The 23,116-nt window shown below is 70.6% G+C and carries 23 protein-coding genes; 15 read left to right on the plus strand and 8 right to left on the minus strand.

Annotation, left to right across the window (positions count from 1 at the left end):
• Positions 1-14 precede the first annotated feature (14 nt).
• The gene (locus tag GXZ33_RS08860; protein ID WP_291340604.1) at positions 15-1,304 is read right to left on the minus strand and encodes an MFS transporter; all 1,290 of its coding nucleotides are present in this window, start codon (positions 1,302-1,304) and stop codon (positions 15-17) included.
• A gap of 203 nt (positions 1,305-1,507) precedes the next feature.
• Between GXZ33_RS08860 and GXZ33_RS08865 the strand changes: the two genes are divergently transcribed.
• Genes GXZ33_RS08865 through GXZ33_RS08875 form a run of 3 tightly spaced genes read left to right on the plus strand, consistent with a single transcriptional unit; the run spans position 1,508 to position 5,235 of the window.
• Positions 1,508-2,548 carry an iron ABC transporter substrate-binding protein gene (locus GXZ33_RS08865; protein ID WP_291340607.1) on the plus strand — a complete coding sequence of 347 codons (1,041 nt, stop codon included), beginning with the start codon at positions 1,508-1,510 and terminating at the stop codon, positions 2,546-2,548.
• The gene (locus tag GXZ33_RS08870; protein WP_291340609.1) at positions 2,549-4,153 is read left to right on the plus strand and encodes an iron ABC transporter permease; all 1,605 of its coding nucleotides are present in this window, start codon (positions 2,549-2,551) and stop codon (positions 4,151-4,153) included.
• The gene (locus tag GXZ33_RS08875; protein ID WP_291340611.1) at positions 4,150-5,235 is read left to right on the plus strand and encodes an ABC transporter ATP-binding protein; all 1,086 of its coding nucleotides are present in this window, start codon (positions 4,150-4,152) and stop codon (positions 5,233-5,235) included. Before GXZ33_RS08870 ends, GXZ33_RS08875 begins: the two co-directional genes overlap by 4 nt.
• 83 nt (positions 5,236-5,318) lie before the next feature.
• Here the strand turns inward: GXZ33_RS08875 and GXZ33_RS08880 are convergent, their stop codons facing one another.
• Positions 5,319-6,086, minus strand: coding sequence for an NAD-dependent deacylase (locus tag GXZ33_RS08880; protein WP_291340613.1), 768 nt, complete (start codon positions 6,084-6,086; stop codon positions 5,319-5,321).
• 34 nt (positions 6,087-6,120) lie between these two features.
• On the opposite strand from GXZ33_RS08880, the gene GXZ33_RS08885 reads away from it, so the two are divergent.
• From GXZ33_RS08885 to GXZ33_RS08895, 3 genes are read left to right on the plus strand one after another with little or no spacing between them, the layout of a single operon-like run.
• A complete protein-coding gene (locus GXZ33_RS08885) occupies positions 6,121-7,095 on the plus strand; it encodes a TIGR00730 family Rossman fold protein (protein ID WP_291340615.1) in 975 nt (324 codons plus the stop codon).
• Positions 7,096-7,124: 29 nt separating this feature from the next.
• Positions 7,125-8,780, plus strand: coding sequence for a DUF885 domain-containing protein (locus tag GXZ33_RS08890; RefSeq protein WP_291340617.1), 1,656 nt, complete (start codon positions 7,125-7,127; stop codon positions 8,778-8,780).
• Positions 8,781-8,827: 47 nt separating this feature from the next.
• Positions 8,828-9,532 (plus strand): pirin family protein, encoded by a 705-nt coding sequence (locus tag GXZ33_RS08895; protein ID WP_291340619.1) that lies wholly within the window; start codon positions 8,828-8,830, stop codon positions 9,530-9,532.
• Here GXZ33_RS08895 and GXZ33_RS08900 read toward each other — a convergent pair.
• Genes GXZ33_RS08900 through GXZ33_RS08910 form a run of 3 tightly spaced genes read right to left on the minus strand, consistent with a single transcriptional unit; the run spans position 9,519 to position 12,656 of the window.
• A complete protein-coding gene (locus GXZ33_RS08900; protein WP_291340621.1) occupies positions 9,519-10,532 on the minus strand; it encodes an AbrB family transcriptional regulator in 1,014 nt (337 codons plus the stop codon). The two genes, GXZ33_RS08895 and GXZ33_RS08900, sit on opposite strands and share 14 nt — an antisense overlap.
• Positions 10,529-11,569, minus strand: coding sequence for an AbrB family transcriptional regulator (locus GXZ33_RS08905; RefSeq protein ID WP_291340624.1), 1,041 nt, complete (start codon positions 11,567-11,569; stop codon positions 10,529-10,531). Before GXZ33_RS08905 ends, GXZ33_RS08900 begins: the two co-directional genes overlap by 4 nt.
• Positions 11,570-11,615: 46 nt before the next feature.
• Complete coding sequence (locus GXZ33_RS08910) at positions 11,616-12,656, minus strand: hypothetical protein (RefSeq protein ID WP_291340625.1); 1,041 nt, start codon at positions 12,654-12,656, stop codon at positions 11,616-11,618.
• A 77-nt stretch (positions 12,657-12,733) separates the two neighbouring features.
• Between GXZ33_RS08910 and GXZ33_RS08915 the strand changes: the two genes are divergently transcribed.
• Together GXZ33_RS08915 and GXZ33_RS08920 are read left to right on the plus strand one after the other, a co-directional pair.
• The gene (locus GXZ33_RS08915; protein WP_291340626.1) at positions 12,734-13,498 is read left to right on the plus strand and encodes a TSUP family transporter; all 765 of its coding nucleotides are present in this window, start codon (positions 12,734-12,736) and stop codon (positions 13,496-13,498) included.
• 44 nt (positions 13,499-13,542) lie between these two features.
• A complete protein-coding gene (locus tag GXZ33_RS08920; RefSeq protein ID WP_291340627.1) occupies positions 13,543-13,788 on the plus strand; it encodes a hypothetical protein in 246 nt (81 codons plus the stop codon).
• An 8-nt stretch (positions 13,789-13,796) separates the two neighbouring features.
• Here GXZ33_RS08920 and hrpB read toward each other — a convergent pair whose 3' ends face one another.
• A complete protein-coding gene (hrpB, locus tag GXZ33_RS08925; protein WP_291340630.1) occupies positions 13,797-16,118 on the minus strand; it encodes an ATP-dependent helicase HrpB in 2,322 nt (773 codons plus the stop codon).
• Positions 16,102-17,112 carry a hypothetical protein gene (locus GXZ33_RS08930; protein ID WP_291340632.1) on the minus strand — a complete coding sequence of 337 codons (1,011 nt, stop codon included), beginning with the start codon at positions 17,110-17,112 and terminating at the stop codon, positions 16,102-16,104. Before GXZ33_RS08930 ends, hrpB begins: the two co-directional genes overlap by 17 nt.
• Before the next feature lie 154 nt (positions 17,113-17,266).
• Between GXZ33_RS08930 and GXZ33_RS08935 the strand changes: the two genes are divergently transcribed.
• The 7 genes from GXZ33_RS08935 to GXZ33_RS08965 are packed head-to-tail and all read left to right on the plus strand — an operon-like array spanning position 17,267 to position 22,136.
• Positions 17,267-17,983, plus strand: coding sequence for an SDR family NAD(P)-dependent oxidoreductase (locus GXZ33_RS08935; protein ID WP_291340634.1), 717 nt, complete (start codon positions 17,267-17,269; stop codon positions 17,981-17,983).
• Between the two features lie 31 nt (positions 17,984-18,014).
• Positions 18,015-18,653: a LysE family translocator gene (locus GXZ33_RS08940; RefSeq protein ID WP_291340636.1), complete on the plus strand. Its 639-nt coding sequence runs from the start codon at positions 18,015-18,017 to the stop codon at positions 18,651-18,653.
• 11 nt (positions 18,654-18,664) lie between these two features.
• Positions 18,665-18,958, plus strand: coding sequence for an RNA-binding S4 domain-containing protein (locus GXZ33_RS08945; protein ID WP_291340637.1), 294 nt, complete (start codon positions 18,665-18,667; stop codon positions 18,956-18,958).
• Positions 18,959-19,777, plus strand: a complete 819-nt coding sequence (locus tag GXZ33_RS08950) for a VOC family protein (protein WP_291340638.1) — start codon at positions 18,959-18,961, stop codon at positions 19,775-19,777.
• A 25-nt stretch (positions 19,778-19,802) separates the two neighbouring features.
• Positions 19,803-20,057 carry an MGMT family protein gene (locus GXZ33_RS08955; protein ID WP_291340639.1) on the plus strand — a complete coding sequence of 85 codons (255 nt, stop codon included), beginning with the start codon at positions 19,803-19,805 and terminating at the stop codon, positions 20,055-20,057.
• Positions 20,054-21,094 (plus strand): NAD(P)-dependent alcohol dehydrogenase, encoded by a 1,041-nt coding sequence (locus GXZ33_RS08960; protein ID WP_291340640.1) that lies wholly within the window; start codon positions 20,054-20,056, stop codon positions 21,092-21,094. The genes GXZ33_RS08955 and GXZ33_RS08960 overlap by 4 nt, the downstream gene beginning before the upstream one ends.
• Position 21,095: 1 nt before the next feature.
• Positions 21,096-22,136, plus strand: coding sequence for a YihY/virulence factor BrkB family protein (locus GXZ33_RS08965; RefSeq protein WP_291340642.1), 1,041 nt, complete (start codon positions 21,096-21,098; stop codon positions 22,134-22,136).
• On the opposite strand, the gene GXZ33_RS08970 is transcribed toward GXZ33_RS08965, so the two are convergent.
• Positions 22,121-23,023, minus strand: coding sequence for an alpha/beta hydrolase fold domain-containing protein (locus GXZ33_RS08970; protein WP_291340645.1), 903 nt, complete (start codon positions 23,021-23,023; stop codon positions 22,121-22,123). The two genes, GXZ33_RS08965 and GXZ33_RS08970, sit on opposite strands and share 16 nt — an antisense overlap.
• Positions 23,024-23,116 lie beyond the last annotated feature (93 nt).

Here is a 23,116-nt window from a genome sequence, read left to right on the forward strand (position 1 = left end):
GCGGACTGATCGGTCTAGGGTTCCTGCTTGGCGACGTCCCGCGGCCCCGGCTTCAGGTAGTTCGTGAAGCCCGGCACCAGCACCGCGCACGCCAGCGTGCCGACGATGACGAGGACGCCGCCGAGCAGCGTCGTCAAGCCCACGCCGAGTGGTGCGGCCGCCCATCCGTGCAGGACATCCGCCATGCGGGGGCCGCCGACGACCACGACGATGTAGACGCCCTGGATGCGGCCCTGCACGTGGTCGGCGGCGGACTGCTGGAGGATCGCGGTGCGCAGCGCGGCCGAGAACATGTCGGCCGCGCCACCCAGGACGAGCATGAGGATGACCATCCACGCCCACACCGTCACCGCGCCGGGGCTGAGCATGACCGCGCCACCCGCGATGACCACGGCCACGCCCCACGCGATGATGCACACGATGACCGCCAGGCCCTGGCGCACCACCCGCGACACCCAGCCGGAGAGCAGGCCGCCGAGCACCGCGCCCGCCGCCATGGAGGAGTAGAGGAGGGCGAGCATGATGCCGCCGTCGCCGGGTTCGCCGAAGTTGACGGCCGCGATCTCCGGGTAGAGGGCGCGCGGCATGCCGAAGGTCATGGCGATGAGGTCGAGCAGCATCGCCACCATGAGCACCGGCTGGGTGCGCAGGTAGGACAGGCCGTCGACCACGGAGCGGAAGCCCGCCTTCTGCGCCTCCCCGGAGGGTGGCAGGGCAGGCAGCGCCAGCACCGCGCCGAGCGTCGGGATGAGCAGTGCCGCGTCAAGGGCGTAGAGCCAGGAGTAGCCGATGAAGGGGATGAGCGCGCCCGCGACGAGCGGTCCGACGATCGCGCCGAACTGCATGAGCATCATGTTGAGGCTGGACCCGGCGGCGAGGAGCTCCAGCGGCAGAATCGAGCGGAACACGGCGGTGCGGGTGGGCTGGTTGACCGCGAAGAAGGCCTGCTGCAGGGAGAACACGGCCAGCAGCCACCACACGTTGGTGTTGCCCGCCACGGTCAGGCCCCAGAAGGCCAGGGCCGTGGCGATCATGCCCACCGTCGAGACGATGAGCACCTTCCGCTTGTCGAAGCCGTCCGCGATCGACCCGCCGTACAGGCCGAAGATGACCAGCGGCACGAGGCCGAAGAGGCCGGTGAGTCCGACGTAGGCGGAGGAGCCGGTGATGGAGTAGATCTGGGCCGGCACGGCGACGACGGTGAGCTGGGCGCCGATCATGGTGGCGATGTTGGCGACCCAGAGGCGTCGGTAAGCGGGGACCTGGAGTGGGCGGGTGTCCGCCAGGATGCTGCGGAGACTCACGGGGCCACCGGGCAGGGGGCGGGGGTGGCGGAGGGGGCGTCGTTCATGGAGGTGATACTACGATTCGGTGTCGGGTCGGGGGTGACGGGGTGGAAAAGTCCGGAGGGACCCTGGTGTGGCGCTGGCCACTAGGTTAGCCTTACCTACGTTGTTTCAACGACCATCGCATGATCGACATCATCACGACGTATTGAGGGGTACACATGCGCTTCACGAAGCGTTTCGCCGCAGCCGTGGTCGCCGTCTGCGGCGCCGCCGCCGGACTGGTCGCCTGCGGCTCCGGTGACAGCACCGACACCACCGGTGACGAGGGTTCGCTCGTCATCTACTCGGGCCGCGCCGAGGATCTCGTCGCGCCGCTGATCGCGGACTTCACCGAGGACACCGGCATCAACGTGGAGGTCCGCTACGGCTCCACCGCCGAGCAGGCCCAGCTGCTGCTCACCGAGGGCGACGCCTCCCCGGCGCACGTCTTCCTCTCCCAGGAGGCCGGCGCGCTCGGCCTCCTCGAGGACCAGGGCATGCTCACCGAGCTGCCGGCCGAGACCATCGCCCAGGTGGCCGACGGTTTCTCCTCCGGGGACAACCAGTGGGTCGGCATCACCGGCCGCGCCCGCGCTGTCGCCTACGACACGCAGAACGTCACCGAGGAGGAGGCCCCGGCCACCATCGCCGACATGGTCGACCCGAAGTGGAAGGGCCAGATCGGCGTCGCCCCGGGCAACGCCTCCTTCCTGGCCTTCGTCACCGCCATGCGCGTGACCGAGGGCGAGGACGCCACCCGCGAGTGGCTCGAGGCGCTCGCCGCCAACGAGCCGAAGACCTACAAGAAGAACGGTGACATCCTGGAGGCCGTCGACAAGGGCGAGATCCGGGTCGGCCTCATCAACCACTACTACTGGTACGCCGCGGCCGCCGAGCAGGGCACCGACATGCGTGCCCAGCTGAAGTTCGGCGAGGCCGGCGACCTGGCCGGTCTGGTCAACGCCACCGGCGTGGGCATCCTCACCAAGGGGGCGGGCCGCGCCGATGCGCAGGCCTTCGTCGACTACCTCCTCTCTGAGGCGGGCCAGACCTACTTCGCGCAGAAGACCTTCGAGTACCCGCTGGTCAGCGGCGTGGCAGGCCCGGAGGGTGTGCCGCCGCTGGAGTCCCTCTCCGCGCCGGACGTCGATCTGGCGAAGCTGGGCACCGTCGAGGAGAGCGCCGCGCTCGTCGATGAGGCCGGCCTCACCGTCGATTAAATGTCAGCCCCACCTGCTTCATCCGCACCATCCGGTCGTCGCGCATCCGCGCGTCGGCCGTTCGGTCGTTCCCGGGGTCCCCGCGGGCGGGGCGGCGCGCGGCGTCCGCACCCGCTGCTGCTCGTCCTCGCCTTCCTCACCGTCGCGGTGGTGGCCACCCCCCTGGTCTTCCTGCTGGGTGAGGCGCTGGCCGCCCCCGTGGAGCGCATCACCGGGGCGCTGCTGCGTCCGCGCACGTGGCAGCTGATGACGAACACGATGCTGCTCACTCTCGGGGCGACCCTGGGGGCGCTGCTCATCGGCGTGCCGACGGCCTTCCTGCTGGTGCGCACCAACCTCGTCGCCCGCCGCTGGTGGTGGGTGGCGGCGACGCTGCCGCTGGCGATCCCCTCCTATGTCGCCGGTCTGGCGTGGGTGAGTGCCACCCCGCTGCGTGGTTACGTCGGTTCCGTGCTGGTGCTCGTGCTCGTGTCCACGCCGTACGTCACCCTCCCGGTGGCCGCCGCCCTGCGCCGCGCCGACACCAACATCGAGGACGTGGCCCGCACCCTGGGCCTCGGTCCGGTCCGCGCGTTCCTCACCATGACGCTGCCGCAGATCGCCCCCGCCGCCGGCGCCGGTGCGCTGCTCGTCGCGCTGTACACGATCTCCGAGTTCGGCGTGGTCGCCATCATGCGTTACCCGGCGCTCACCCCGGCGGTGCAGACCGCCTTCTCCGGCACCTTCAACCGCGAGCTGGCGATGGTGCTCTCCCTCATGCTGGTGTTCCTCGCGCTGCTGGTGGTCGTCGCGGAGCGTGCTTTACGACGCCCCGTCACCGCCCTCCGCGTCCGCGGCGACGCCCCGCCGTCGGTCAAGCTCTCCCGCACCGGGCACATCCTGGCCTCCACGGCGCTGGGCACCGTGTTCCTGGCGGCCGTCGGCATGCCGATCGCGGTGCTGGTGCAACGGCTGATCATCAGCGTCGCCGGCCGTGAGGTCGAGGTCGCGCGCCTGTTGGCCGCGGCCCGGACGACGGTGCTGCTCGGTTTCGCGGGGGCGGTCGTGGCGACGCTGCTGGCCCTGCCGGTGGGCATCCTCGCCGCCCGGCAGCGCACCCGCCTGGTCGGCGGCCTGGAGACCGCCACCTTCCTGGGCCACGGACTGCCCGGCATCGTGCTCGGCCTGTCGATGGTCTACCTCGCCCTCAAGGTGGCGCCTGCGCTGTACCAGACGATGACGCTGCTGGTCATCGCCTACGGCATCCTCTACGTGCCCAAGGCCGTCGGCTCGGTCCGCACGTCGGTGGCGCAGGTGCCCGAACGTCTCGAGGACGCCGCCCGCACCCTGGGCCGCACCCCGGTGCAGACGTGGTCCGAGGTCACCGGCCGCGTTGCATGGCCGGGCATCGCCGCCGGTGCGATGCTGGTCGCGCTCACCGTGATGAAGGAACTCCCGGCCACATTGATGATGCGCCCGACGGGTGTCGATACCCTGGCCACGAGGCTGTGGCAGCTGACCGACATCGCCGCCTACGGTGGTGCCGCGCCCTACGGCCTCATGCTCATCGCCGTGGCCGCGATCCCGGCCCTGGTGCTGGCCCGTCAACCCGGAGGCTCCTCATGACGAACCACCCCCACCCGCCGGCCCTGTCCGTCCGTGGTCTGCAGGCCGCGTTCCCGGGTCCGGGGCGCACCGAGACGACGGTGCTCCACGGCCTCGATCTCGACGTGCCCGAGGGTGAGCTCCTCGCCGTCCTCGGTCCCAGCGGCTGCGGCAAGACGACGCTGCTGCGCGTGCTGGCGGGCCTGCTGCCGGCGACGGCCGGGCAGGTGGATCTGGCGGGTCGCCGCGTCGTCGACGGCCCGGTGAGCGTCGCCCCCGAGCGGCGCGGCGTGGGGCTGGTGCCGCAGGAGGCGTCCCTGTTCCCGCATCTCGACGTCGCCGCCAACGTCGCCTTCGGCCTCTCCCGCCCCCGCCTGTGGAAGCGCCGTGGGCCCGTGCCGCCGCGGGTGATGGAGCTGCTCGAGATGGTCGGCATCCCGGAGCTCGCGCACCGCATGCCCTCCGAGCTGTCCGGTGGCCAGGCGCAGCGCGTCGCACTGGCCCGGGCACTGGCCCCCGAGCCCGCCCTCGTGCTTCTCGACGAACCCTTCTCCGCCCTCGACGCCGCCCTCCGCGTGCGCCTGCGTACCGACGTCCGCGAGGTGCTGGCAGCCAGCGGCGCCACCGGTCTGCTGGTCACCCACGACCAGGACGAGGCCCTCTCCGTCGCCGACCGCGTCGCCCTGCTTTCCGCGGGGCAGTTGGTCCAGGTGGGCACCCCCTCCGAGGTCTACTCCCGCCCGGCGACGGCGTGGGTGGCGGAGTTCGTCGGCACGTGTTCACTGCTGCGCGGCACCCTCGAGGGCGACACCGTGACCTGCGCCCTCGGCACGGTCGAGGCGACCTGCGCGGAGGGTGTCGGGTCGATCGGCAAGGTGGTCATCCGCCCCGAGCAGCTGCGTCTGTCCGCCAGGCCGGGCATCGGCGTGGGCGCCACGGTCGGCGCGGTCGAGTACGCCGGCCACTCCACCCTGTACCGGATCCGTCTGCACGGCGCGGGGGAGAAGCTGGCGGTCCGCGAGCAGGGGCCGGCGCGTTTCGCCGTCGGCGACGAGGTCACGGTGACCCCCACGGCGGCGCTCCACGTCGTGCCCACGCCCTGAGGCAACCAAAACATGCCGCGAAGCCCCCTTTCCCTGAGGTGGGGAGGGCCTTCGCGGCATGTTTCGGTTGCCGCAGGCAGGTCCTAGGCGTCCAGCGTCAGGCCCATCACCAGCTGCGGCAGGCCCTGCGCTGCGGTGGTGCGCCAGGAGACGTCCGCGATGCGGCTGAGTTCGGTCTCCTCCGGTGAGATCTCCAGGATCTTCGCCCCGAAATGCTTCGCGACGAGCGGCAGCCCCGCCGCCGGGTGCACCACCCCGGACGTGCCCACCACGACCACCAGGTGGGCCGCCGCCATGCGGGCCTCGGCACGACCCCACTCGTCCTGGGGCAGCTGTTCGCCGAACCACACCACGCCGGGGCGCACCAGGTTGCCGCACAGCGGGCACTCCGGCGGGGCCATCCGCGCGACCGGCTCGTCGGGGAACTCCACCTCGCCCTTCCAGGGGCGGGAGCAGATGGTGCAGCGGTAGTCGAAGAGCGAGCCGTGCAGGTGCACGACATCGTCCATGCCGCCGCGTTCGTGCAGGTTGTCGATGTTCTGGGTGGTGACGCCGACGTGGACGTCGGCAAGCAGGGACCAGTCGGCGATCGCCCGGTGACCCGGGTTGGGCTCCGCGCGGCGGCACACGGTGCCCCGCCACAGGTACCACGCCCACATCGGTTCGGGGTCGCGTGCCCACGATTCGACGGAGGCGAAGGCGACCGGATCGACCTTGGTCCACAGGCCCGTCTGGGCGTCGCGGAACGTGTCGAGTCCGGATTCGGCGGACATGCCCGCACCGGTGAAGACCTCCACGCGGGAGGCCTCGCGGGCCAGGGCGAGAGCGGAAGCAAACTGGTCGGTAGCCATGCACCCCACGGTACCGGCGATAGAATCAACGGTCATGGGACTGATTTTCCGCCCGATGACCGTCGACGACCACCCTTCGCGCGCCGCAGCGCTGCGCGACCATCCGGCCCACCCGCTGGACTTCCGTCCCGGGCGCGGTGACGCCGGCTTCGTCGCCCTCGACGGCGGCCGTCCCGTCGGTGTCATCTGGGCCCAGTTCGTCGCCGGTCCGGGCCACGTCGCCGACGACATCCCCGAGATGATGCTCCACGTCGCCGAGGGGTACCGCAACATCGGACTCGGGGCCCGCCTCATCGGGCTGCTCGCCGACCACGGCCGGGAACAGGGCTGGCCCGGGATCAGCCTGTCCGTCGGGGAGGGCAGCATCGCCCGCCGTCTCTACGGGCGCACCGGCTTCGTCGACCGGGCCGCCGCGGGCACGATGCTGCTCAACCTCTCTGACCGGATCACCTCCGTGGCGGTGTACTGCGGTTCCTCCCACGGCGCCCGCCCGGCCTACACCCGCGCGGCGCAGGAGCTGGGCCACGAACTGGCCGCCCGGAACCTCACCCTCGTGTACGGCGGCGGTGCGGTGGGGTTGATGGGGGAGGTGGCGGACGCGGTCGTCGGGAAGCAGGGGTCGGTGACCGGCGTCATCCCGCGCCAGCTGGTGGACCGGGAGCTCGCGCACCCCGGCCTCACCCGCCTGGAGGTTGTCGAGACAATGGCCCAGCGCAAGTCCCGCATGGAGGCCCTCGCCGACGCCTTCATCGCCCTGCCCGGAGGCGCCGGCACCCTCGAGGAGCTCTTCGAGGTGCTCACCATGCAGCAGCTCGGCCACATCCGCGGGCCCGTGGCCCTGTGCAACATCGAGGGGTTCTGGGATCCGCAGATCGCCATGCTGCACCGCGCGGTCGAGGAGGGTTTCCTCCGCCCCAAATACGTGGACTGCCTCGTCGTCGCCGACACCCCCGCCGCCGTGCTCGACGCCTTCGGCTCCTGGCAGGCCCCGGGCCGTAAATGGGACTGAATGCGTCACCCCCGGTACACTGACCTGCTATGAGTGCCGACATCAAGCGTTCGCCTTCGCTTCTCGACGCATCGTGCGAGGGATTCGTCTACGACCTGGCGGCGCTGTCCCCGACCGACGCCACCGCATGGGGCATCCCCGGGTTCGACGGCGAGCTGCAGGATTTCTCCCCCACCTACTGGGAGGCCGTCGCCGACCGCACCCGCGACATGATCGCGGACGTCGACGCCTTCGACGACGGCACCGACGACTCCGACGATGAGGACGACTTCGACGAGGTCGACCACGTCACCGCCGCCGTCCTCCGCGACCGTCTCTGCCTCGACCTCGACCTCCACCACCACGGCGAGGACCTGGCGCAGCTGAACAACATCGCCTCGCCGGTGCAGACGATCCGCGACACCCTGCTCCTCATGCCCACGGACACCCCGGAGCAGATCGACGCCCTGCGTTCCCGCCTGTCCAAGGTGCCGGCCGCGCTGGCCGGTTACCGTGAGTCGCTCGCCGAGGCCGCCTCCCACGGCCACGTCGCCCCCGTCCGCCAGGTCGACGAGGTCTACTCCCAGTGCCAGGACCTCGTCGAGTCGCCCTCCCTCCTCGAGGAGATCGGCCTGCCGAAGGACGCCCCCGAGGTCGAGACCGCCAAGCAGGCCTTCGCCGACATGGCCGACTGGCTCAGCGAGCAGCTGGCCACCCACGCGCCCAAGGAGGACGCCGTCGGCCGTGAGCGTTATCAGCGTTTCTCGCACCTGTTCGTCGGTGATTCCGTCGACCTCGACGAGGCCTACACCTGGGGCCTCGAGCGCCTCCGTGAGATCGACGCCGAGCAGCAGGCCATCGCCCGGAAGCTCTACGACACCGACGACGTCCGCCTGGCCTACCGCAGGCTCAACGACGAGCCCCGCTACACCCTCACCGGCACCGACGCGCTGCTGGAGTGGATGCAGGAGACCGCCGACTCCGCCGTCGCCTCCCTCCACGGCACGGCCTTCGACATCCCCGAGCCGGTGCGCACCATCGAGGCCCGCATCGACCCGGCCGGCACCGGCGGCATCTTCTACACCCCGCCGTCCGATGACTTCGCCCGTCCCGGCCGTATGTGGTGGTCCGTCCCCGCAGGTCAGGAGCGTTTCCACACCTGGCAGGAACTGACCACCGTCTTCCACGAGGGCGTGCCCGGCCACCACCTCCAGATCGGCCAGACCCTCCTCGAGCGGCAGAACCTCAACCTGTGGCGTCGCGTCGCCTGCTGGAACTCCGGCCACGGCGAGGGCTGGGCCCTCTACGCCGAGCAGCTCATGGAGGAGCTCGGCCACCACGAGGATCCGGGCACGCGCATGGGGCTTCTCGACGCCCAGCGTCTCCGCGCCGCCCGCGTCGTCCTCGACATCGGCGTCCACCTGGGCAAGAAGGTCCCGGAGGGGACCGCGGTGTGGGACGCCAGCTACGCCAAGGCCTTCCTGCGCGAGAACACCGCCATGGACGAGGCCAACCTGCGTTTCGAGCTCAACCGCTACCTCGGCTGGCCCGGCCAGGCGCCGTCCTACGCGCTCGGCCAGCGTCTCTGGCAGCAGACGCGGGATGACGCCGTCGCCCAGGGCATGACCGTCCCCGAGTTCCACTCCCGGGCGCTGGCGCTGGGTTCGATCCCGATGTCGATCCTGCGGGAGCAGCTGCTCGATTAGGTCGGGGACTCTTGTGCTCCGGCACCCCGGACGCTAGACTTGGTGACATGACAACATTCGCCATCATTCGTTCCGGGGACCGGGACCACTGGCGCGATTCCGCCATCATCTCCCGGCAGTCCTTCCCCGCCACCGGCAACTTCGACCTCGAGGCCAACGCCTTCGGGCTGCTCATGATGCACAACGACGACATCGTGGCCCCGGGTGAGGGTTTCGACATGCACTTCCACAAGGACGTGGAGATCATCAGCTGGATCGTCGACGGCGCCGTCCACCACCGCGACTCCGGCTCCGATGACATCACCGAGGTCCGTGCCGGCATGGCCCAGTACATCTCCGCCGGCTCCGGCGTGCGCCACTCCGAGATCAACGCCGGCGGCTACACCAGCGGCAGCCACGTCCGGGTGGTCCAGTCCTGGCTGCCCGCCGACGTGAAGGGCACCGTCCCGACGCACGCCACCCACGACTTCTCCGGCCAGACGGGCCTCGTGCCGGTCGCCGGGCCGAACGCCCCGCTGCCGCTCGGCACCGCTGGGGCCTCCCTCCACCTCGTGCGTGTCGACGACACCCCGGTCATCGTCCCCGGCAGCGCCTACGTCCACTTCTTCGTCATCAGCGGGGAGATGACCGTCGCCGGCCACTCCCTGCAGGAGGGGGATGTGCTGCGGGGGAGGGACGTCGAGAAGCTGGAGGTCACCGGCTCCGGCGAGGCACTCGTCTGGGTGATGGACCGGGCGATCAACGCCGGATGAGCCGCGCCAGGTAACCCGCCACGACGAGGAGGGTGAGCAGGCGGATGAGCTGGATCGCCACGACCGCCGGCCCCGCCCCACCCTCCGAGGACAGCGCGAGGACCGTCTCCAGCGCGCCCGGGCTGGTGGCCAGGTAGGCCTCGAAGTAGGTGATGTCCAGCCACCACGCCAGGGGGAACGCGGTGCCCGCGCAGGCGAGGATGACCACGGCGATGAACGTCACCGTGGCCGGCAGCTGACGGGCGAAGACCCGCAGCGCCGGCACCGACAGGGCGCCGCCGCACATCCAGCCGATCGACAGGAAGGCGGCGATGCGGAACGTCTCCGGCGGCAGGAGCGACCACTGCGGCAGCGCCAGCCCGAGGGCGACGGTGATGAGCAGCGGGCCGAGGACGCTCGGCACCGGGATGCGCAGCGGGCGGGCCAGCGTCTCACCGAAGTAGGCGATCGCGGCGATGCCCACCAGCAGGAACCACGGCTGGGCGGGGGCCTCCACCGCCGTGCCCCCGCCGGGATGGTGGAAGAACGCCGTGACCAGCGGCAGGGACATCGAGACGACGAGCAGCCGCAGGTACTGGGCGAGGGCGACGAAACGGTAGTCGGCGTCGAGTTCCCGCGCCAGGACCGGCAGGATCGACGCGCCCCCGGCGAGCATCGACAGGATGCCCGTCTCCCGGGACACCGTGGCCTCCCGCCGCGCCAGGAGCAGCCCGCCCACCACGCCGATGCCGATGGTGACCACCGCGACGAGGAGGCCGGGGATGAGGAGGGAGGTGAGCGTCGCCACGCTGATGCCCACGAGCGGCAGCCCCGCGAGCATGCCGATGACACCGCGGCCGAAACGGTAGAAGGAGTCGTTGACCTCCAGCTCACGGCCCGTGCCCAGCGCCACCGCGCCGGACGCGACGATGCCCGCCAGGATCCACGCGGCGGGGACGTTCCACCAGGAGAACAGCAGCCCCAGGCCTATCGACGCCGGCGCGACGACCGCCCATCTCATCGACGGTCACGCAGCAGGAGACGCAGGATGTGCGGCAGCCACCCCGCGATGAGGAGCACACCCAGCAGACGGATCAGCTGGATCGCCACGACCGCCGGACCGGCCCCGCCCTCCGAGGACAGCGCCAGCGCCGTCTCGATCGCGCCGGGGCTGGTGGCCAGGTACGCCTCGAAGTAGGTGATGTCCACCCAGTGCATGATCGGGATCGCCAGCAGCGCGCAGGCGACGCTGAGGGCGACGATGAAGCTGATCGTGGCGGGCAGCTGACGGCCGAAGAACTTCAGCGCCGGGATGGACAGCGCACCACCGCACATCCAGCCGATCGCCAGGAAGGCGTAGACGCGGAAGAACTCCGGGGGCTGCATGCTCCAGTCCGCGGGGAGGAGGACACCGGCGAGCACCGTGAGCAGCAGCGGGCCGAACACCGCCGGGGAGGGCAGGCGCAGCAGCGCGCCGACCTTGTCTCCGAAGAAGGCCACCAGGGCGATGACGGGGAACATCCACGGGTTGACCGCCGGGCCGGTGGGGCCGCCGCCGGCGTCGGCGGGCATCATGAAGAACGCGCTGACCAGCGGCAGTGTCATCGACACCGCCAGCAGACGCAGGTACTGGCTGAGGGCGACGTAGCGGAAGTCGGCGCCCAGGTCACGGGCCAGGGCGGGCATCACGGAGGAGCCGCCGGCGAGCATCGACAGCACGCCCGTCTCCCGGCTGATGGCCGGTTCCGCCCGGGAGAGCAGCAGCCCGCCGAGGATGCCGAACCCTACCACCACCAACGCGACCACGATGCCGGGCAACGCGTATCCGGCCAGCTCACCGAGGGGGACCCCGGCCAGGGGGATGCCGGCGAGGATGCCGATGGTGCCGCGGCCGCCCTTCTCGAAGGTGGCGTTGAGCGGCAGCTCCTCATGCGTGGACAGTGCGACCGCACCCGCGCCGATGATGCCGGCGAGGATCCACGCGGCGGGCACGTGGAGGTGGCTGAAGATCAGGCCCAGGACGAGTGACGCGACGGCGACGATGAGCCAGCGCGTCATTGTTTTCCGGGAACCCATGTCTCAAGACATTACGGGGACCGTCAAATCAGGGCGCGGTCCATCCGCCGACGTGACCCGGCGAGATGTGCACCCCCTGCCCGGGTTCGAGACCGATCTTCGCGACGTTCGGCTCCCGCAGATCCACCACCGCGTGCCCCACCTTGTACACCCCGTCCCGGGCCAGAGACGGCAGGCCGCGGGCGTCGGGCGCGATGTTGATGTCGGTCTCGATCCGCGCCGGGGAGATCGCGTACACCACGTGGTTGGAGCCCTCCTCGTCCCAGAAGGCCTGGAAGTTGGCCCAGCAGTCGGCGACGATGCCGTCGTCACGCCCCAGATCGCACTGCAGGGTGTGCTCGCTGGTGAGCGGCACGACATAACGGCCCGTGGGCAGTTCCGCGGCGTAGGGGCTGCCGTGGACGTTGCCCGCCGGGGGCAGGCCCGCCTGCGAATCGAGGGGCGGGTTACGGAAGTCGATGACCGGCACCGACCCCCGCAGCGAGTCCGGGGTGGAGGTGGCGACCAGCCTGAGGTGGTCGTCGGTGAGTTCGTAGGACTCCTCGGATGCCCCCGGGGCGGTGTTGTGCCGCCAGGAGACCAGGACGGCGTTGTCGTGGAGCCGCTGAGCGCCGTTCACCCCGGCGTAGAGGGGCGGCTGATAGTTGAACACCAGCTTCTCACCGGTGAACAGCACCATCGTGCCGGCCGGGCGTTCAGCCGGGCCGGAGCCGAGGGTGCCGTCGAGAAGCACCCAGCTCAGGTCGGCGCAGGAGTCGTAGGAGTTCTCCTGCACGCGGAAGGTGAAGTGCTCCGAGGTGCTGGTCACGATGGTTCCGGACCGCAGGTGTGCGCCGAACTCACTGTCGGCGAGGTCCCCGGAGGTGCAGCCGGGGTCGGTCGGGGTGGTGGGCTGGGGGACACGGGGTGAGCTGGTGGGCAGGGCGACGCTGGTCGTGGCCGGGGCGTCCACCGTGCTGTCGGTGACGTCAGGGCCGTCAGTGCTGCCGGAGCCGCCGGTGTTGCAGGCGACGAGCGCGAGCACGGACAGCAGGACCGCCGTGAGCTTCGCTGAATGGTGCGGGGACACGTCGATCAACCTCCTGTGTGAGAATGCCTCTTACCTGTTCAATCGTTTCCCACGGGAACGTGTTACCCGGAGGTGTCATGGACATCGGGCTCGGTGCCTGGGGGATCCTCGTGGCCGGTGCGGCCGCCGCGGGGTGGGTCGACGCCGTCATCGGCGGCGGCGGTCTGGTGCTCATCCCGCTGCTCCTGGCGGTGGTGCCGGGCCTGGCGCCGGCCACGGCCCTGGGCACGAACAAACTGGTCGGCGTCTCCGGCACGACCACGGCGGCATGGACGCTGGTCCGTCGCGTCCGGCCGCGCATCAACCCCTGGTTCGTGGTGCTCGCCCTGGTGTGTTCGGGCGCGGGTGCGCTGTCCGCCTCACTTATCGACGCCACCCTCCTCCGCCCCTTCATCATCATCCTCATGCTCGCCGTGGGTACCTTCGTGGCCCTGCGGCCGGGCTTCGGCGCCTCTGATGCGGCGCCCCCGGTGGGACGGTGGCGGCGCTGGCTGGTGCTCCTCCTCGTCGGGGTCATCGCGTTCTACGACGGCATCTTCGGCCCCGGCACGGGCATGTTCCTCATCATGGCGTTCACGGCGGTGCTCTCCCGGGACTTCCTCCATTCCGCGGCGATGGCGAAGGTGGTGAACACCTCGACCAACCTCGGTGCGCTCCTCGTCTTCGCCGTCGGTGGTCACGTGTGGTGGCAGCTGGGGCTGGTGCTGGCGGTGGCCAACATCGCCGGTGCCCAGCTGGGTGCGCGCACGGTGCTCGGTGGGGGAGCCCGCCTGGTGCGGGCCGCGCTGCTCATCGTCGTGGTCGTGATGAGCTCCTACCTGGCGTGGCAGCAGTTCGGGTAGTTGTTGGCAGAGATTTCCAAGATCACGGACCTAACGTCGGAGACATGAGCCCGACAAAGGTCATTCCTTCCTTCCAGGTCATTGCCCCGGCTGATCTGCTGGGCGATGACGCCGCCGCCCTCGATTTCCTGGCCAGCGAGTTCTTCCTGGCCAAGATCTACGGCAACGACTCCCTGGAGATCGCCGCCCCCGCCGAGCTGCTGCCGATGCTGGCCACCGCCGCCGGTGCTTTCGACGCCGCCGAGATGCCGGAGAACTTCCGCCTGGTGGAGATGACCGCCGAGGAGTGACGGCCCCGTCACATCCGCTTCTTGGTCCGCGCCGTGGCCTGCGCGGACCACGGGTCCTCCGGCCACGGGTGTTTGGGGTAACGTCCGCGCATCTCCGCCCTGACCTGCGCATAAGGCCCTGACCAGAAGCTCGCCAGGTCATCGGTCACGGCCAGGGGCCGCCCGGCGGGGGAGAGCAGGTGGAACAGCACCGGCACACCCGCCAGCTCGGGGGAGCGCTCAAGGCCGAAGCACTCCTGCAGCTTCACGCTCACCACCGGCCGCCCGCTGGAGTAGTCCACGCGGTGCCGGCTGCCGCTGGGTACGAGCAGACGTTCCGGGGCGAGCTCGTCGAGACGCGTCGCCTCCGGCCACGGCAGAAGGCGCTGCAGGGCGGGGTACATGTCCACCCTGCTCATCGACGTCCCCCGCGCCACCCTGTCCAACTCCGGTCCGAGCCACAGCTGGGGGTCGGCCGACTCCACGTCCGGCCACGGATCGCCGAGCTGCTCATGCAGGTAGGCGAGGCGTTCGCGCAGGCCCTGCGCCGCGTCCGAGAAGCGGAACATGCCCGGCCCCTCCCTCGCCACGGTGGCCGCCAGCGCCTCCGCGGCCTCCTCCGGCGGGACCTGCACCGGGGTGGAACTGAGCTCGATGGCACCCAGACGCACGACCCGGCGGCCGCGGACGCGACCGTCGGCGACGGTGGCCACGATTTCCGTGGTCTCCCCGACGACCTCGCGGGCCTGCTCCTCCGTCAGCCGGGCGGCTGCGCGGATCGTGGCACCTGCCCGCCCCTCACGCGAGGTGCCGCCGCTGCGGGTCACCTCGGCGACGGCCAGCCACTCCGCCCCCGTCAGCCCCAGATCGCCCGGCAGCACCGCCCGGGTGCCACTGACCAGCAGATACTCCTCGCCCACGCGCCGGGCCACCCGCCCCGGGAACGCCAGGGCGGTGATCACGCCGGGATCGGACTCACCCGAACCTCCCGACACCAGCCGCTCCAGACGCCGCACCTCCCGCGCCGGGGCCTGCGCCCGGGCCACGTCACCCCGCGGCGAATCGGACAGGACCGCCACCGTGCGGGCCGCCGCCGGACCACACTCCACCAGCGCACGCCCCAGGCGGGGATCCACCGGCAGCGCCGCCAGCCGACGCCCCAGGTCCGTCGCCTCACCCGACTCCGTGACCGCCCCGATGCCCCGCAGCACCGTCTCGGCGGAGTGGAGGGCGGGGGAGGGAGGGGCATCGGCAAGCGGGAGCCCCTCGCCCCGGGGTGTGCCCCACACCGCCATCGTCAGGGCCGCCTGCGTGAGATCCGAGGTGGCGATCTCCGGCGTGATGTGCGGGCGGAACTGCTGGTAGTCCGCCTGCGAATAGGCACGCAGCACCCGGCCCGGACCCTCACGCCCGGCGCGGCCGGCGCGCTGATCCACCGTCGACTGCGCCGCGGAGACCGTGACCAGGCCGGTCATGTCGCGGGTGGCGTCACGACGCGGCACACGCGAGAGCCCCGAATCCACCACGACGCGCACGCCGGGCACCGTCAGCGAGGACTCCGCGATGGAGGTCGCCACGATGACCCGCGCCTGACCGCTGAGCGCCGCGTCCTGTTCCCGGGCGTCCAGCGAACCGTGCAGCGGGACGGCACCGGGGATCCGCGCACACACGTACTCCACCTCGCGCACACCCGGGACGAACACGAGCACGGCGTCGTCGTGACCCTGCGCCAGACCCGCCAGATGGTCGAGGAACTCGCGGGTGTTGCCCGCCCGCCCCGGATGCGGCGCGTAGTCGATGGTCAGGGGATGGGTCACCGCCGGGGTGTCCAGCACGGGGGCGTCCATGAGGGCGGCGAACTTGTCGACGTCCAGGGTCGCGGACATCGCCACCACCGCCAGGTCATCGCGCAGCTCGGCGAGCTCCAGCAGCATGCCCAGCACCAGGTCGGTGTCCAGCTGCCGCTCATGCACCTCATCCACCGCGACCGCCGCCACACCCGCCAGTTCCGGCTCGGACATGAGGCGACGCAGCAGCACACCCGGGGTCATGAACTCCACCAGGCTGCCCGGATGGTGCTCGCCGCGCACCGTGAAGCCCACCCGCTCACCGATCCGCGACCCGTCCAGGTGGGCCAGGCGTCGCGCCGCCGCCCGCACCGCCACCCGCCGCGGCGCCGTGACCAGCACCTTTCCCCCGGTGTGGTTGGCCAGCGCCGGCGGGACGAGGGTGGTCTTGCCCGTGCCGGGCGGGGCCTGCACCACGAGGGTCCGGTCCAGGAGCCCCGGCAGCTGGTCGATCGTGCGGGCGACGGGCAGTCCGGCGCCGATGCGGTCAAGGTCGAAGAGCATGCCCACCATTGTGCCCGGTCCAGGCGGGGGTCTCGGCCGACCACAGGTGATCCGGGTAGGGACGCCCCTGCGCCGCCCCGCCCGTGAGGTGCGCCGCGATGGTGGCCGCCGCCAGACCGGAGGCGAGGTCCGCGGAGCTGAAGCGGATCGGGATGAGACCGTTCCGCAGGTACTCCAGCGTCTGTGCGTACTCCCTGAGGCGGATGGAGTTGTCGCCGGGATCGAGGAGCGAGTACTTCACGTCGCCGTCGAACTCGATGATCAGGCCCAGCTCCGGCCAGAAGAAGTCGACCCGGCCGATCTCCCTCCCGCGCTGATCGCGGATCGTCGCCTGCTGCCACGGCACCGGGGCTCCCAGCTCCCGGAGCAGCACCTTCACCTCGGATTCGCGGGGGCTCTCCGAACTCGCGGTGGCCAGCGCCACCGCCTGCCCCACCTGCGCGGCACCCTGCAGCCTGTGCATCTCCCCGGCCCGGCGCTCCATCTCCTCGTGGGTGAACAGATCTTCCCGGAGACAGTGGTCGAGGACGCGGACGGCATCGGCGAGCGAACTCCAGCGGGCGAGGTCGAGGGCGGTGGCGAGCACCCCGGTCACCCGGACGGTGCCGAACCCGCAGTCCGTGGTCTCGATGTGGTCCCTGTGCCCGGCGCTGAGGTGGCGGTAGTGGACGTGCCGGGTCCTCCGTGTGCGTCCCCCGATCCTGCCCAGCTCCACCCGCCACGTCCCGTGATCGGCAGGGGGCAGGATGGGCAGCTCCCACAGGCGGGCCGCTGTCCGGCCGACCGCGACGGAGGCCGGTGCGCAGCAGGCGAAAGCCGCGATGCGCACCAGGACCTGCTCCTCCGCGTCGAGGTCCCCGTGGCTGATGGTCTCGATGAAATGCCCCGGGGCGATCCTGAGGAACTCGCCGCCCCGTTCCCTCCGGTAGAGACTCTGACGTTCCTGTTCTGTTCTGCCATCGGCACAGATGACAGGCCCCCCGACCTGATTCATGCCCGCAGTATGGCAGGGATCCCCGCCGGAGGAGGGGCGACGGCAACAGACGTGCAACTCAGCTCCTCGACGGTGGATGGTGACCTGGGGAAACGGTGACGCAGCGCGCCGTGAGTTGCACGCCTGTTGCCGGGCTGGCCCTACACTGACCCTCATGAGTGAGAAGAAGATCGCAGTTGTCACCGGCGGCTCCTCCGGAATCGGTGCCGCCGCCGCCGTCACCCTGGCCGGGGAGGGTTACCACGTCGTCGTGGCCGCCCGCCGCCTCGACCGGATCACCGAGGTCGCCGGGAAGATCGGCGGCACCGCCATCCGGCTCGACGTCACGGATGAGGATTCCGTCGCCGCCTTCGCCGGGGAGCTCCAGCAGTTCGGCCGCGTCGACGTGCTGGTCAACAACGCCGGTGGCGCGCACGGGCTGGACACGGTCCGCAACGCCAACTTCGAGGACTGGCAGACCATGTACGACGTCAACGTCCTCGGTGTCGTGCGGGTGACCAAGGCACTGCTGCCGCTCGTGGATGCGGCGGAGGGGCTGATCATCAACATCGGTTCGATGGCCAGCTTCACCCCGTACCCGGGTGGTGCCGGCTACAACGCCGCGAAGTTCGGCCTGCGTGCCCTGACCAGGGCCTTCCGCATGGAGGAGGTGGACAACCCCATCCGCATCACCCAGATCGACCCGGGCCGCACGGAGACGGAGTTCTCGGTCGTGCGCTTCAAGGGAGACGAGGAGAAGGCCGGGGCCGTCTACGCCGACAACCTCAACCTCTCCCCGGAGGACGTGGCGGAGGCGATCCGCTGGGTGGCGTCGCTGCCGAAGCACATCAACATCGACACCCTCAACATGATGACCAGGGACCACGTCTGACCCGTCACCTGAGGGGGGTTAATATTCAGACGTGACTGTCTCCTCCTTCCTCTCCCTGCTGGTCGTCTGGCTCACGGCGAACGTGTCGCCGGGGCCGGACATCGCGCAGGTCATCCGCCTGGGTGTGCACTCGCGGAAGGCGGGGATCTTCGGTGGGCTGGGCATCAACACGGGTGCCGCCATCTGGATCACGGGCTCACTGCTGGGCCTGTCGGCGCTGGTGAACACCCATCCGGGCCTGCTGGCGGTGCTGCAGGTCATCGGCGGCTCCTATCTGCTGTGGATGGGTTTCGGGGCCCTGCGCGCCGGGCTCTCCCCGCAGCGGGAGCAGGCGGTGGAGCAGGAGGCGGTGAGCGGGGAGATCTCCGCGCTCCGCGCCTGGCTGACGGGCACGGCCACGAACCTGTCGAACCCGAAGGCGCTGCTGTTCTTCGGCGCGGTGTTCGCGCAGTTCATCACGCCGGGCATGGGGTGGGAGTGGCACCTGATCATCCTGGTGGTGCTGTTGTCCACGGGTATCGCGTGGTTCACCATCCTGGCGGTGGCGGTGGACACCATCTCGGAGCGGCTGGTGCGTAACGCGCGGATCATCGACGCGGTCACCGGCCTCGTGTTCATGGGACTGGCGCTGTGGATGCTGGTGGGTGGCGTCATGGAACTGGCGGGCTAGACTCAGGCACCATGCACGCCCATGATGTCGCGATCCGCGACGAGACGATCAAGCTCGGCCAGTTCATCAAGCTCGCCAGCCTGGTGGCCACCGGCGGTGAGGCCAAGGACGTCATCGCCAACGGCGAGGTCACGGTCAACGGTGAGGTGGACACCCGCCGCGGCAGGACCCTCCGCCACGGTGACGTCGTGTGTCTCGCCGGCACCTGCGCGCGCGTGACCGCGGCGGGCACGGACGAGGACGACTTCTTCGACGAGGCCACCGCCAATGATGATTTTGACCCGGAGAAGTGGAGAAACCTCTAGATGCCTGCTTTCGAGGCCAGCGGCGGCATGCCGTACTGGATTGACCTGACGACCTCCGACGTGCGTAAGTCCACGCACTTCTACGCGCAGCTCCTCGGCTGGGAGATCGACTCCCGCGATGACTCCGCCTACCGCATCGCCCGCGTCCAGGGCCTGCCGGTCGCCGGGTTCATCCCGCAGCCGGAGGAGGGCGGCGCCTTCCCGGACACGTGGCTCACCTACTTCCTCGCTGACGGCCTGGACACGCAGATCCAGCAGATCGAACGCCTGGGTGGTCGGGTGCTCGCCGCCCCGACGGAGGTCGGCATCGGTCGGATGGCGCTGCTCAGCGACGCCGCCGGCGCCCTCTTCGGCCTCATCGAGCCGGCGGGCGAGGACTACTTCATCGCCGCCGGCGAGCCGGGCACCCCGGTGTGGCACGAGCTGGCGGCCACCACCGGCTTCGACAAGGCCGTCGACTTCTACCACGGCCTGCTCGACTGGGAGCTCGTGGCCCAGGCGACGGGCGAGGACTTCACCTACACCACCGCCGTGGTGGAGGGCGCCCCGTTCGCGGGTCTGTGGAAGGCCGAGGGGCAGTTCCCGCCCCAGGTCCCCAGCTTCTGGCAGTCCTACCTGGGCATCGTCGACCTGGACGACGCCGTCGCCCGCATCCCGGAGCTCGGCGGCGAGATCATCCGCGAGCCCTGGGACTCCGAGTTCGGCCGCCTGTGCATCATCGCGGACCCGACGGGCGCGACCGTCACCCTCGCCGAGGTGGAGGAGTACGTCGAGGAGGAGATCCGCGAGTCGGACCCGCTCCAGGACGTTGAGTTCTAGCGGCCTCACCGACATACAGGAGAGGGTGCTCGCGGTCGTCGGGAAGCTCGTGCCCGGCGAGGTGAGCACCTACGGCGACATCGCCGCCCGGGTGGGCACCGGCCCACGCCAGGTGGGGCGGGTGATGGCCGAGGTCGGGCACCTCACCGCCTGGTGGCGGGTCGTGCGTGCCGACGGCTCCTCGCACGACCCTGCCGCCTCCGTCCCGCACTGGGACGCCGAGGGGATCCCGCACGACGGGCGGGCCGTGCGGTGGGCCGACTACCCTCGGGAATCATGAGTACTGTTCGCGCCTGGGGCACCCCGGGGTTCGCCGAGCCGTTGGAGCCGGTGACCATCACGCGCCGCGAGCTGCGCGAGGACGACGTGTCCATCCGCATCGAGTTCGTCGGCATCTGCCATTCGGACATCCACACCGCGCGCGGCGACTGGGGTGAGCGGGCCTACCCGCTGGTCCCGGGGCATGAGATCGTCGGCATCGTCGACGCCGTCGGCCCCGGCGTGACCCGCCACGCGCCGGGGGACCGCGTCGGCGTGGGCTGCTACGTCGATTCCTGCGGCAGCTGCCACCCGTGCTCGCTGGGGGAGATCTCCTACTGCGAGGAGGGCCCGACGCTCACCTACGGGGGCATCGACCGTCGCGACGGCCAGGTCACCCGGGGCGGATACTCGCAGGCCATCGTCGTGCGGGAGGACTTCGTGGTCCGTATCCCCGAGGTGCTCGATCCGGCGGCGGCCGCGCCGTTGCTGTGCGCCGGCATCACCACCTGGTCGCCGCTGCGCCGCTGGGGTGCGGGCCCGGGCAGGCGGGTCGGCATCATCGGCCTCGGCGGGCTGGGGCACGTCGGCGTGCAGATCGCCGCGGCCCTCGGCGCGGAGGTCACCGTCTTCTCCCACTCGGACGCCAAGAAGGAGGACGCCCTCCGCTTCGGCGCCACCCGCCACGTCTCCACCGCAGACGGCCTGCCGGAGGATCTGCACGACCATTTCGACCTCCTCCTCAACACCGTCTCCGTCGACCTGGACACCGAGGCATACCTCGACATGCTGCGTTTCGACGGCGCCCTCGTCCAGCTCGGCCTCCCGCCCGCCGAGCTGGCGGTGCCCGTGCGTTCGCTGACGCAGAAGCGCCGCTCGGTGAGCGGCTCGCTGGTCGGCGGCATCGACGAGACCCAGGAGATGCTCGACTTCTGCGCCGCCTACGGCATCGCCGCCGAGATCGAGCTCATCGACGCCACCGCCATCAACGAGGCCTACGACCGCACCATCGCCGCGGACGTGCGCTACCGCTTCGTCATCGACGCGGGCACCTTCTGACATGAGCACCGCGTCCGGCCGTCGACCGCGCCTGAGCTCCCGGGGCTGGCGTTACGCCCTCGGTCGCGTCGTGCACGAGTTCTGGCTGGGCGGCGGCCTCGACCTGGCGGCCAAGCTCACCTTCTTCACGGTGCTGTCCTTCGCCCCGACGATCCTGGCGATCTACTCCCTGGCCACACTCGTGCTGGCCAACAACGCGGAGCTGGTGGAGTCGCTCATCGCGGACTTCATCGCCGGGTACGTGCCGGGCGAGTACCAGTCCTCCGTGCGCGGTGTCCTGGAGATGGTCATCGGTTCGCAGCGGGGTGGTGTCGTCGGCGTCATCGTCGGTGTGGCCATCGCCCTGTGGTCGGCCTCGGCGTACGTGCGGGCGTTCTCCCGGACGGCGAACACGGTGTACGGGCAGCCCGAGGGACGGTCCATCCCGCGGCTGTGGGCGACGATGTTCCTGCTGACGTTCGCGCTACTGGTCGGCATCGTCGGCATCCTGGTGTCGGTGATGCTCAATGAGACGGTCGTCAACGCCACCCTCGGTCTCATCGCGGAACCCCTCGGGCTCGGCGGCACGCTCGACTTCCTGCTGGGGGTGTTCCTGCCGGTGTGGCGGTGGGCGAAATGGCCGGTGATCCTCGCGCTGGCGACCGTGCTCATCGCGGTGCTCTACTACTTCACGCCCAACGTCCGGCAGGCGCGCTTCCGCTGGCTCAGCGTCGGGGCCTTCATCGCGCTGCTCGGGTTGGCGCTGGTCAGCGTGGGTTTCTGGCTGTACCTGTCCTACCTGTCCTCCCTGAGTTCCTACGGCGCGATCGGCACGATCCTGGCGTTCATGTTCGCCCTGTGGGGCTACAACATGATGCTGGTGCTCGGCATGAAGGTCGACGTCGAGGTGGAACGCGCCCGCCAGCTCAAGGAGGGCCGGAGGGCGGAGCGGGAGATCGACCTCCCGCCGCGTTCCACCCGGCAGGTCGAACGCACCGAGGCGATGCAGGAACGCCTCGAGGAACGCGGCCGTGACCTGCGGAAACGTTACCTGGCGGACTGAGCGCGCAGGAACTCCGCCACATCAGCCACCCGCTGGCGGGCCACCTCCGGGGTGCTCACGCGGTGCCGGGAGACGTACTCGCGTACCTCGTGCCCCCCGGTCTCCGGGCGCCCCGCGATCTCATCCTGCAGGGCGATCTGCACCAGGCTCGGCGGCCAGGACTCCGCAGTCGGGACCTCCAGACCCGCACGGATCTCCGCGGGCAGGCCGGCGACGGAGTCGAGGTCGGGGAAGGTGAGCACGAGGGCGTCGAAAAGCGAGGCGTTGAGCGCCGCGAGCGCCGCCCCGGAGGAATAACCCCAGCCCGTGATCGACGTGGCGTTGTGGTGCTTCGCCACACCCACCGCCTGCCGGACCCTGTCATTCATCTCCGCGAGCGTGCTCTGCGGGGCGAGCGGGTAGTCGAGGTCGAGGATGACCGTGCCGGAACGCTGTGCCGCGGCCGCGACCTCCGGGCGCCAGGCGATCTCCAGGGCGTTGCCCGAACCGCGCCACCAGCCGCCGGAGTGGAAGGACACGGCCCATGCACCCGTCGGCTCCGAGGGGGTGAACAGGCGGCCGGCGACCTCCGGGACCTCGGACACCTCGATGCCCTCGGCCCAGACGACGCCCGGCATGGAGTGGTCGAGGCCGGAACCGAGCATGAGCATCGCGGCGTGCGTGATGCGGTCGGGGAGACGGGCGATGTAGTTGTCCGCCGGGTCGGGGTCGCCGCTGCCGCCCTTCCACGGCGGGGTGAAGTCGGGGAGCTCGTAGTGGGCGTCGATGTAGGAGTACAGCTGCTCGAGCTGCTCCTCCGCGGGCATCTCCCGCTCGACGCCGCCGACCCGGAACTCGGCCCGGAACTTCTCTTCCTGCAACTGCTCAGGTGTCTTCTCATCACTCATGTCGGCCAGCCTAGTTGCGCCGCAGCATATACGTGGGGGTGGTGATCGGGCTACGCTGGTGACAGATACGCAGATACTCCCGAAAGAACGCTG

The sequence above is a fragment of the Corynebacterium sp. genome, assembly GCF_012838985.1.
Lineage (GTDB): Bacteria > Actinomycetota > Actinomycetes > Mycobacteriales > Mycobacteriaceae > Corynebacterium.

What these genes read in the sequence shown, in the direction of transcription:
- GXZ33_RS08865 (WP_291340607.1), top strand. Translation starts at nt 1,508, where the DNA reads ATGCGCTTCACGAAGCGTTTCGCCGCAGCCGTGGTCGCCGTCTGCGGC.
- GXZ33_RS08905 (WP_291340624.1), bottom strand. Translation starts at nt 11,569, where the DNA reads ATGACGCGCTGGCTCATCGTCGCCGTCGCGTCACTCGTCCTGGGCCTG.
- GXZ33_RS08880 (WP_291340613.1), bottom strand. Translation starts at nt 6,086, where the DNA reads ATGGCTACCGACCAGTTTGCTTCCGCTCTCGCCCTGGCCCGCGAGGCC.
- GXZ33_RS08935 (WP_291340634.1), top strand. Translation starts at nt 17,267, where the DNA reads ATGAGTGAGAAGAAGATCGCAGTTGTCACCGGCGGCTCCTCCGGAATC.
- GXZ33_RS08945 (WP_291340637.1), top strand. Translation starts at nt 18,665, where the DNA reads ATGCACGCCCATGATGTCGCGATCCGCGACGAGACGATCAAGCTCGGC.
- GXZ33_RS08870 (WP_291340609.1), top strand. Translation starts at nt 2,549, where the DNA reads ATGTCAGCCCCACCTGCTTCATCCGCACCATCCGGTCGTCGCGCATCC.
- GXZ33_RS08930 (WP_291340632.1), bottom strand. Translation starts at nt 17,112, where the DNA reads ATGAATCAGGTCGGGGGGCCTGTCATCTGTGCCGATGGCAGAACAGAA.
- GXZ33_RS08950 (WP_291340638.1), top strand. Translation starts at nt 18,959, where the DNA reads ATGCCTGCTTTCGAGGCCAGCGGCGGCATGCCGTACTGGATTGACCTG.
- GXZ33_RS08920 (WP_291340627.1), top strand. Translation starts at nt 13,543, where the DNA reads ATGAGCCCGACAAAGGTCATTCCTTCCTTCCAGGTCATTGCCCCGGCT.
- GXZ33_RS08900 (WP_291340621.1), bottom strand. Translation starts at nt 10,532, where the DNA reads ATGAGATGGGCGGTCGTCGCGCCGGCGTCGATAGGCCTGGGGCTGCTG.
- GXZ33_RS08915 (WP_291340626.1), top strand. Translation starts at nt 12,734, where the DNA reads ATGGACATCGGGCTCGGTGCCTGGGGGATCCTCGTGGCCGGTGCGGCC.
- hrpB (WP_291340630.1), bottom strand. Translation starts at nt 16,118, where the DNA reads ATGCTCTTCGACCTTGACCGCATCGGCGCCGGACTGCCCGTCGCCCGC.
- GXZ33_RS08965 (WP_291340642.1), top strand. Translation starts at nt 21,096, where the DNA reads ATGAGCACCGCGTCCGGCCGTCGACCGCGCCTGAGCTCCCGGGGCTGG.
- GXZ33_RS08895 (WP_291340619.1), top strand. Translation starts at nt 8,828, where the DNA reads ATGACAACATTCGCCATCATTCGTTCCGGGGACCGGGACCACTGGCGC.
- GXZ33_RS08875 (WP_291340611.1), top strand. Translation starts at nt 4,150, where the DNA reads ATGACGAACCACCCCCACCCGCCGGCCCTGTCCGTCCGTGGTCTGCAG.
- GXZ33_RS08885 (WP_291340615.1), top strand. Translation starts at nt 6,121, where the DNA reads ATGGGACTGATTTTCCGCCCGATGACCGTCGACGACCACCCTTCGCGC.
- GXZ33_RS08890 (WP_291340617.1), top strand. Translation starts at nt 7,125, where the DNA reads ATGAGTGCCGACATCAAGCGTTCGCCTTCGCTTCTCGACGCATCGTGC.
- GXZ33_RS08960 (WP_291340640.1), top strand. Translation starts at nt 20,054, where the DNA reads ATGAGTACTGTTCGCGCCTGGGGCACCCCGGGGTTCGCCGAGCCGTTG.
- GXZ33_RS08970 (WP_291340645.1), bottom strand. Translation starts at nt 23,023, where the DNA reads ATGAGTGATGAGAAGACACCTGAGCAGTTGCAGGAAGAGAAGTTCCGG.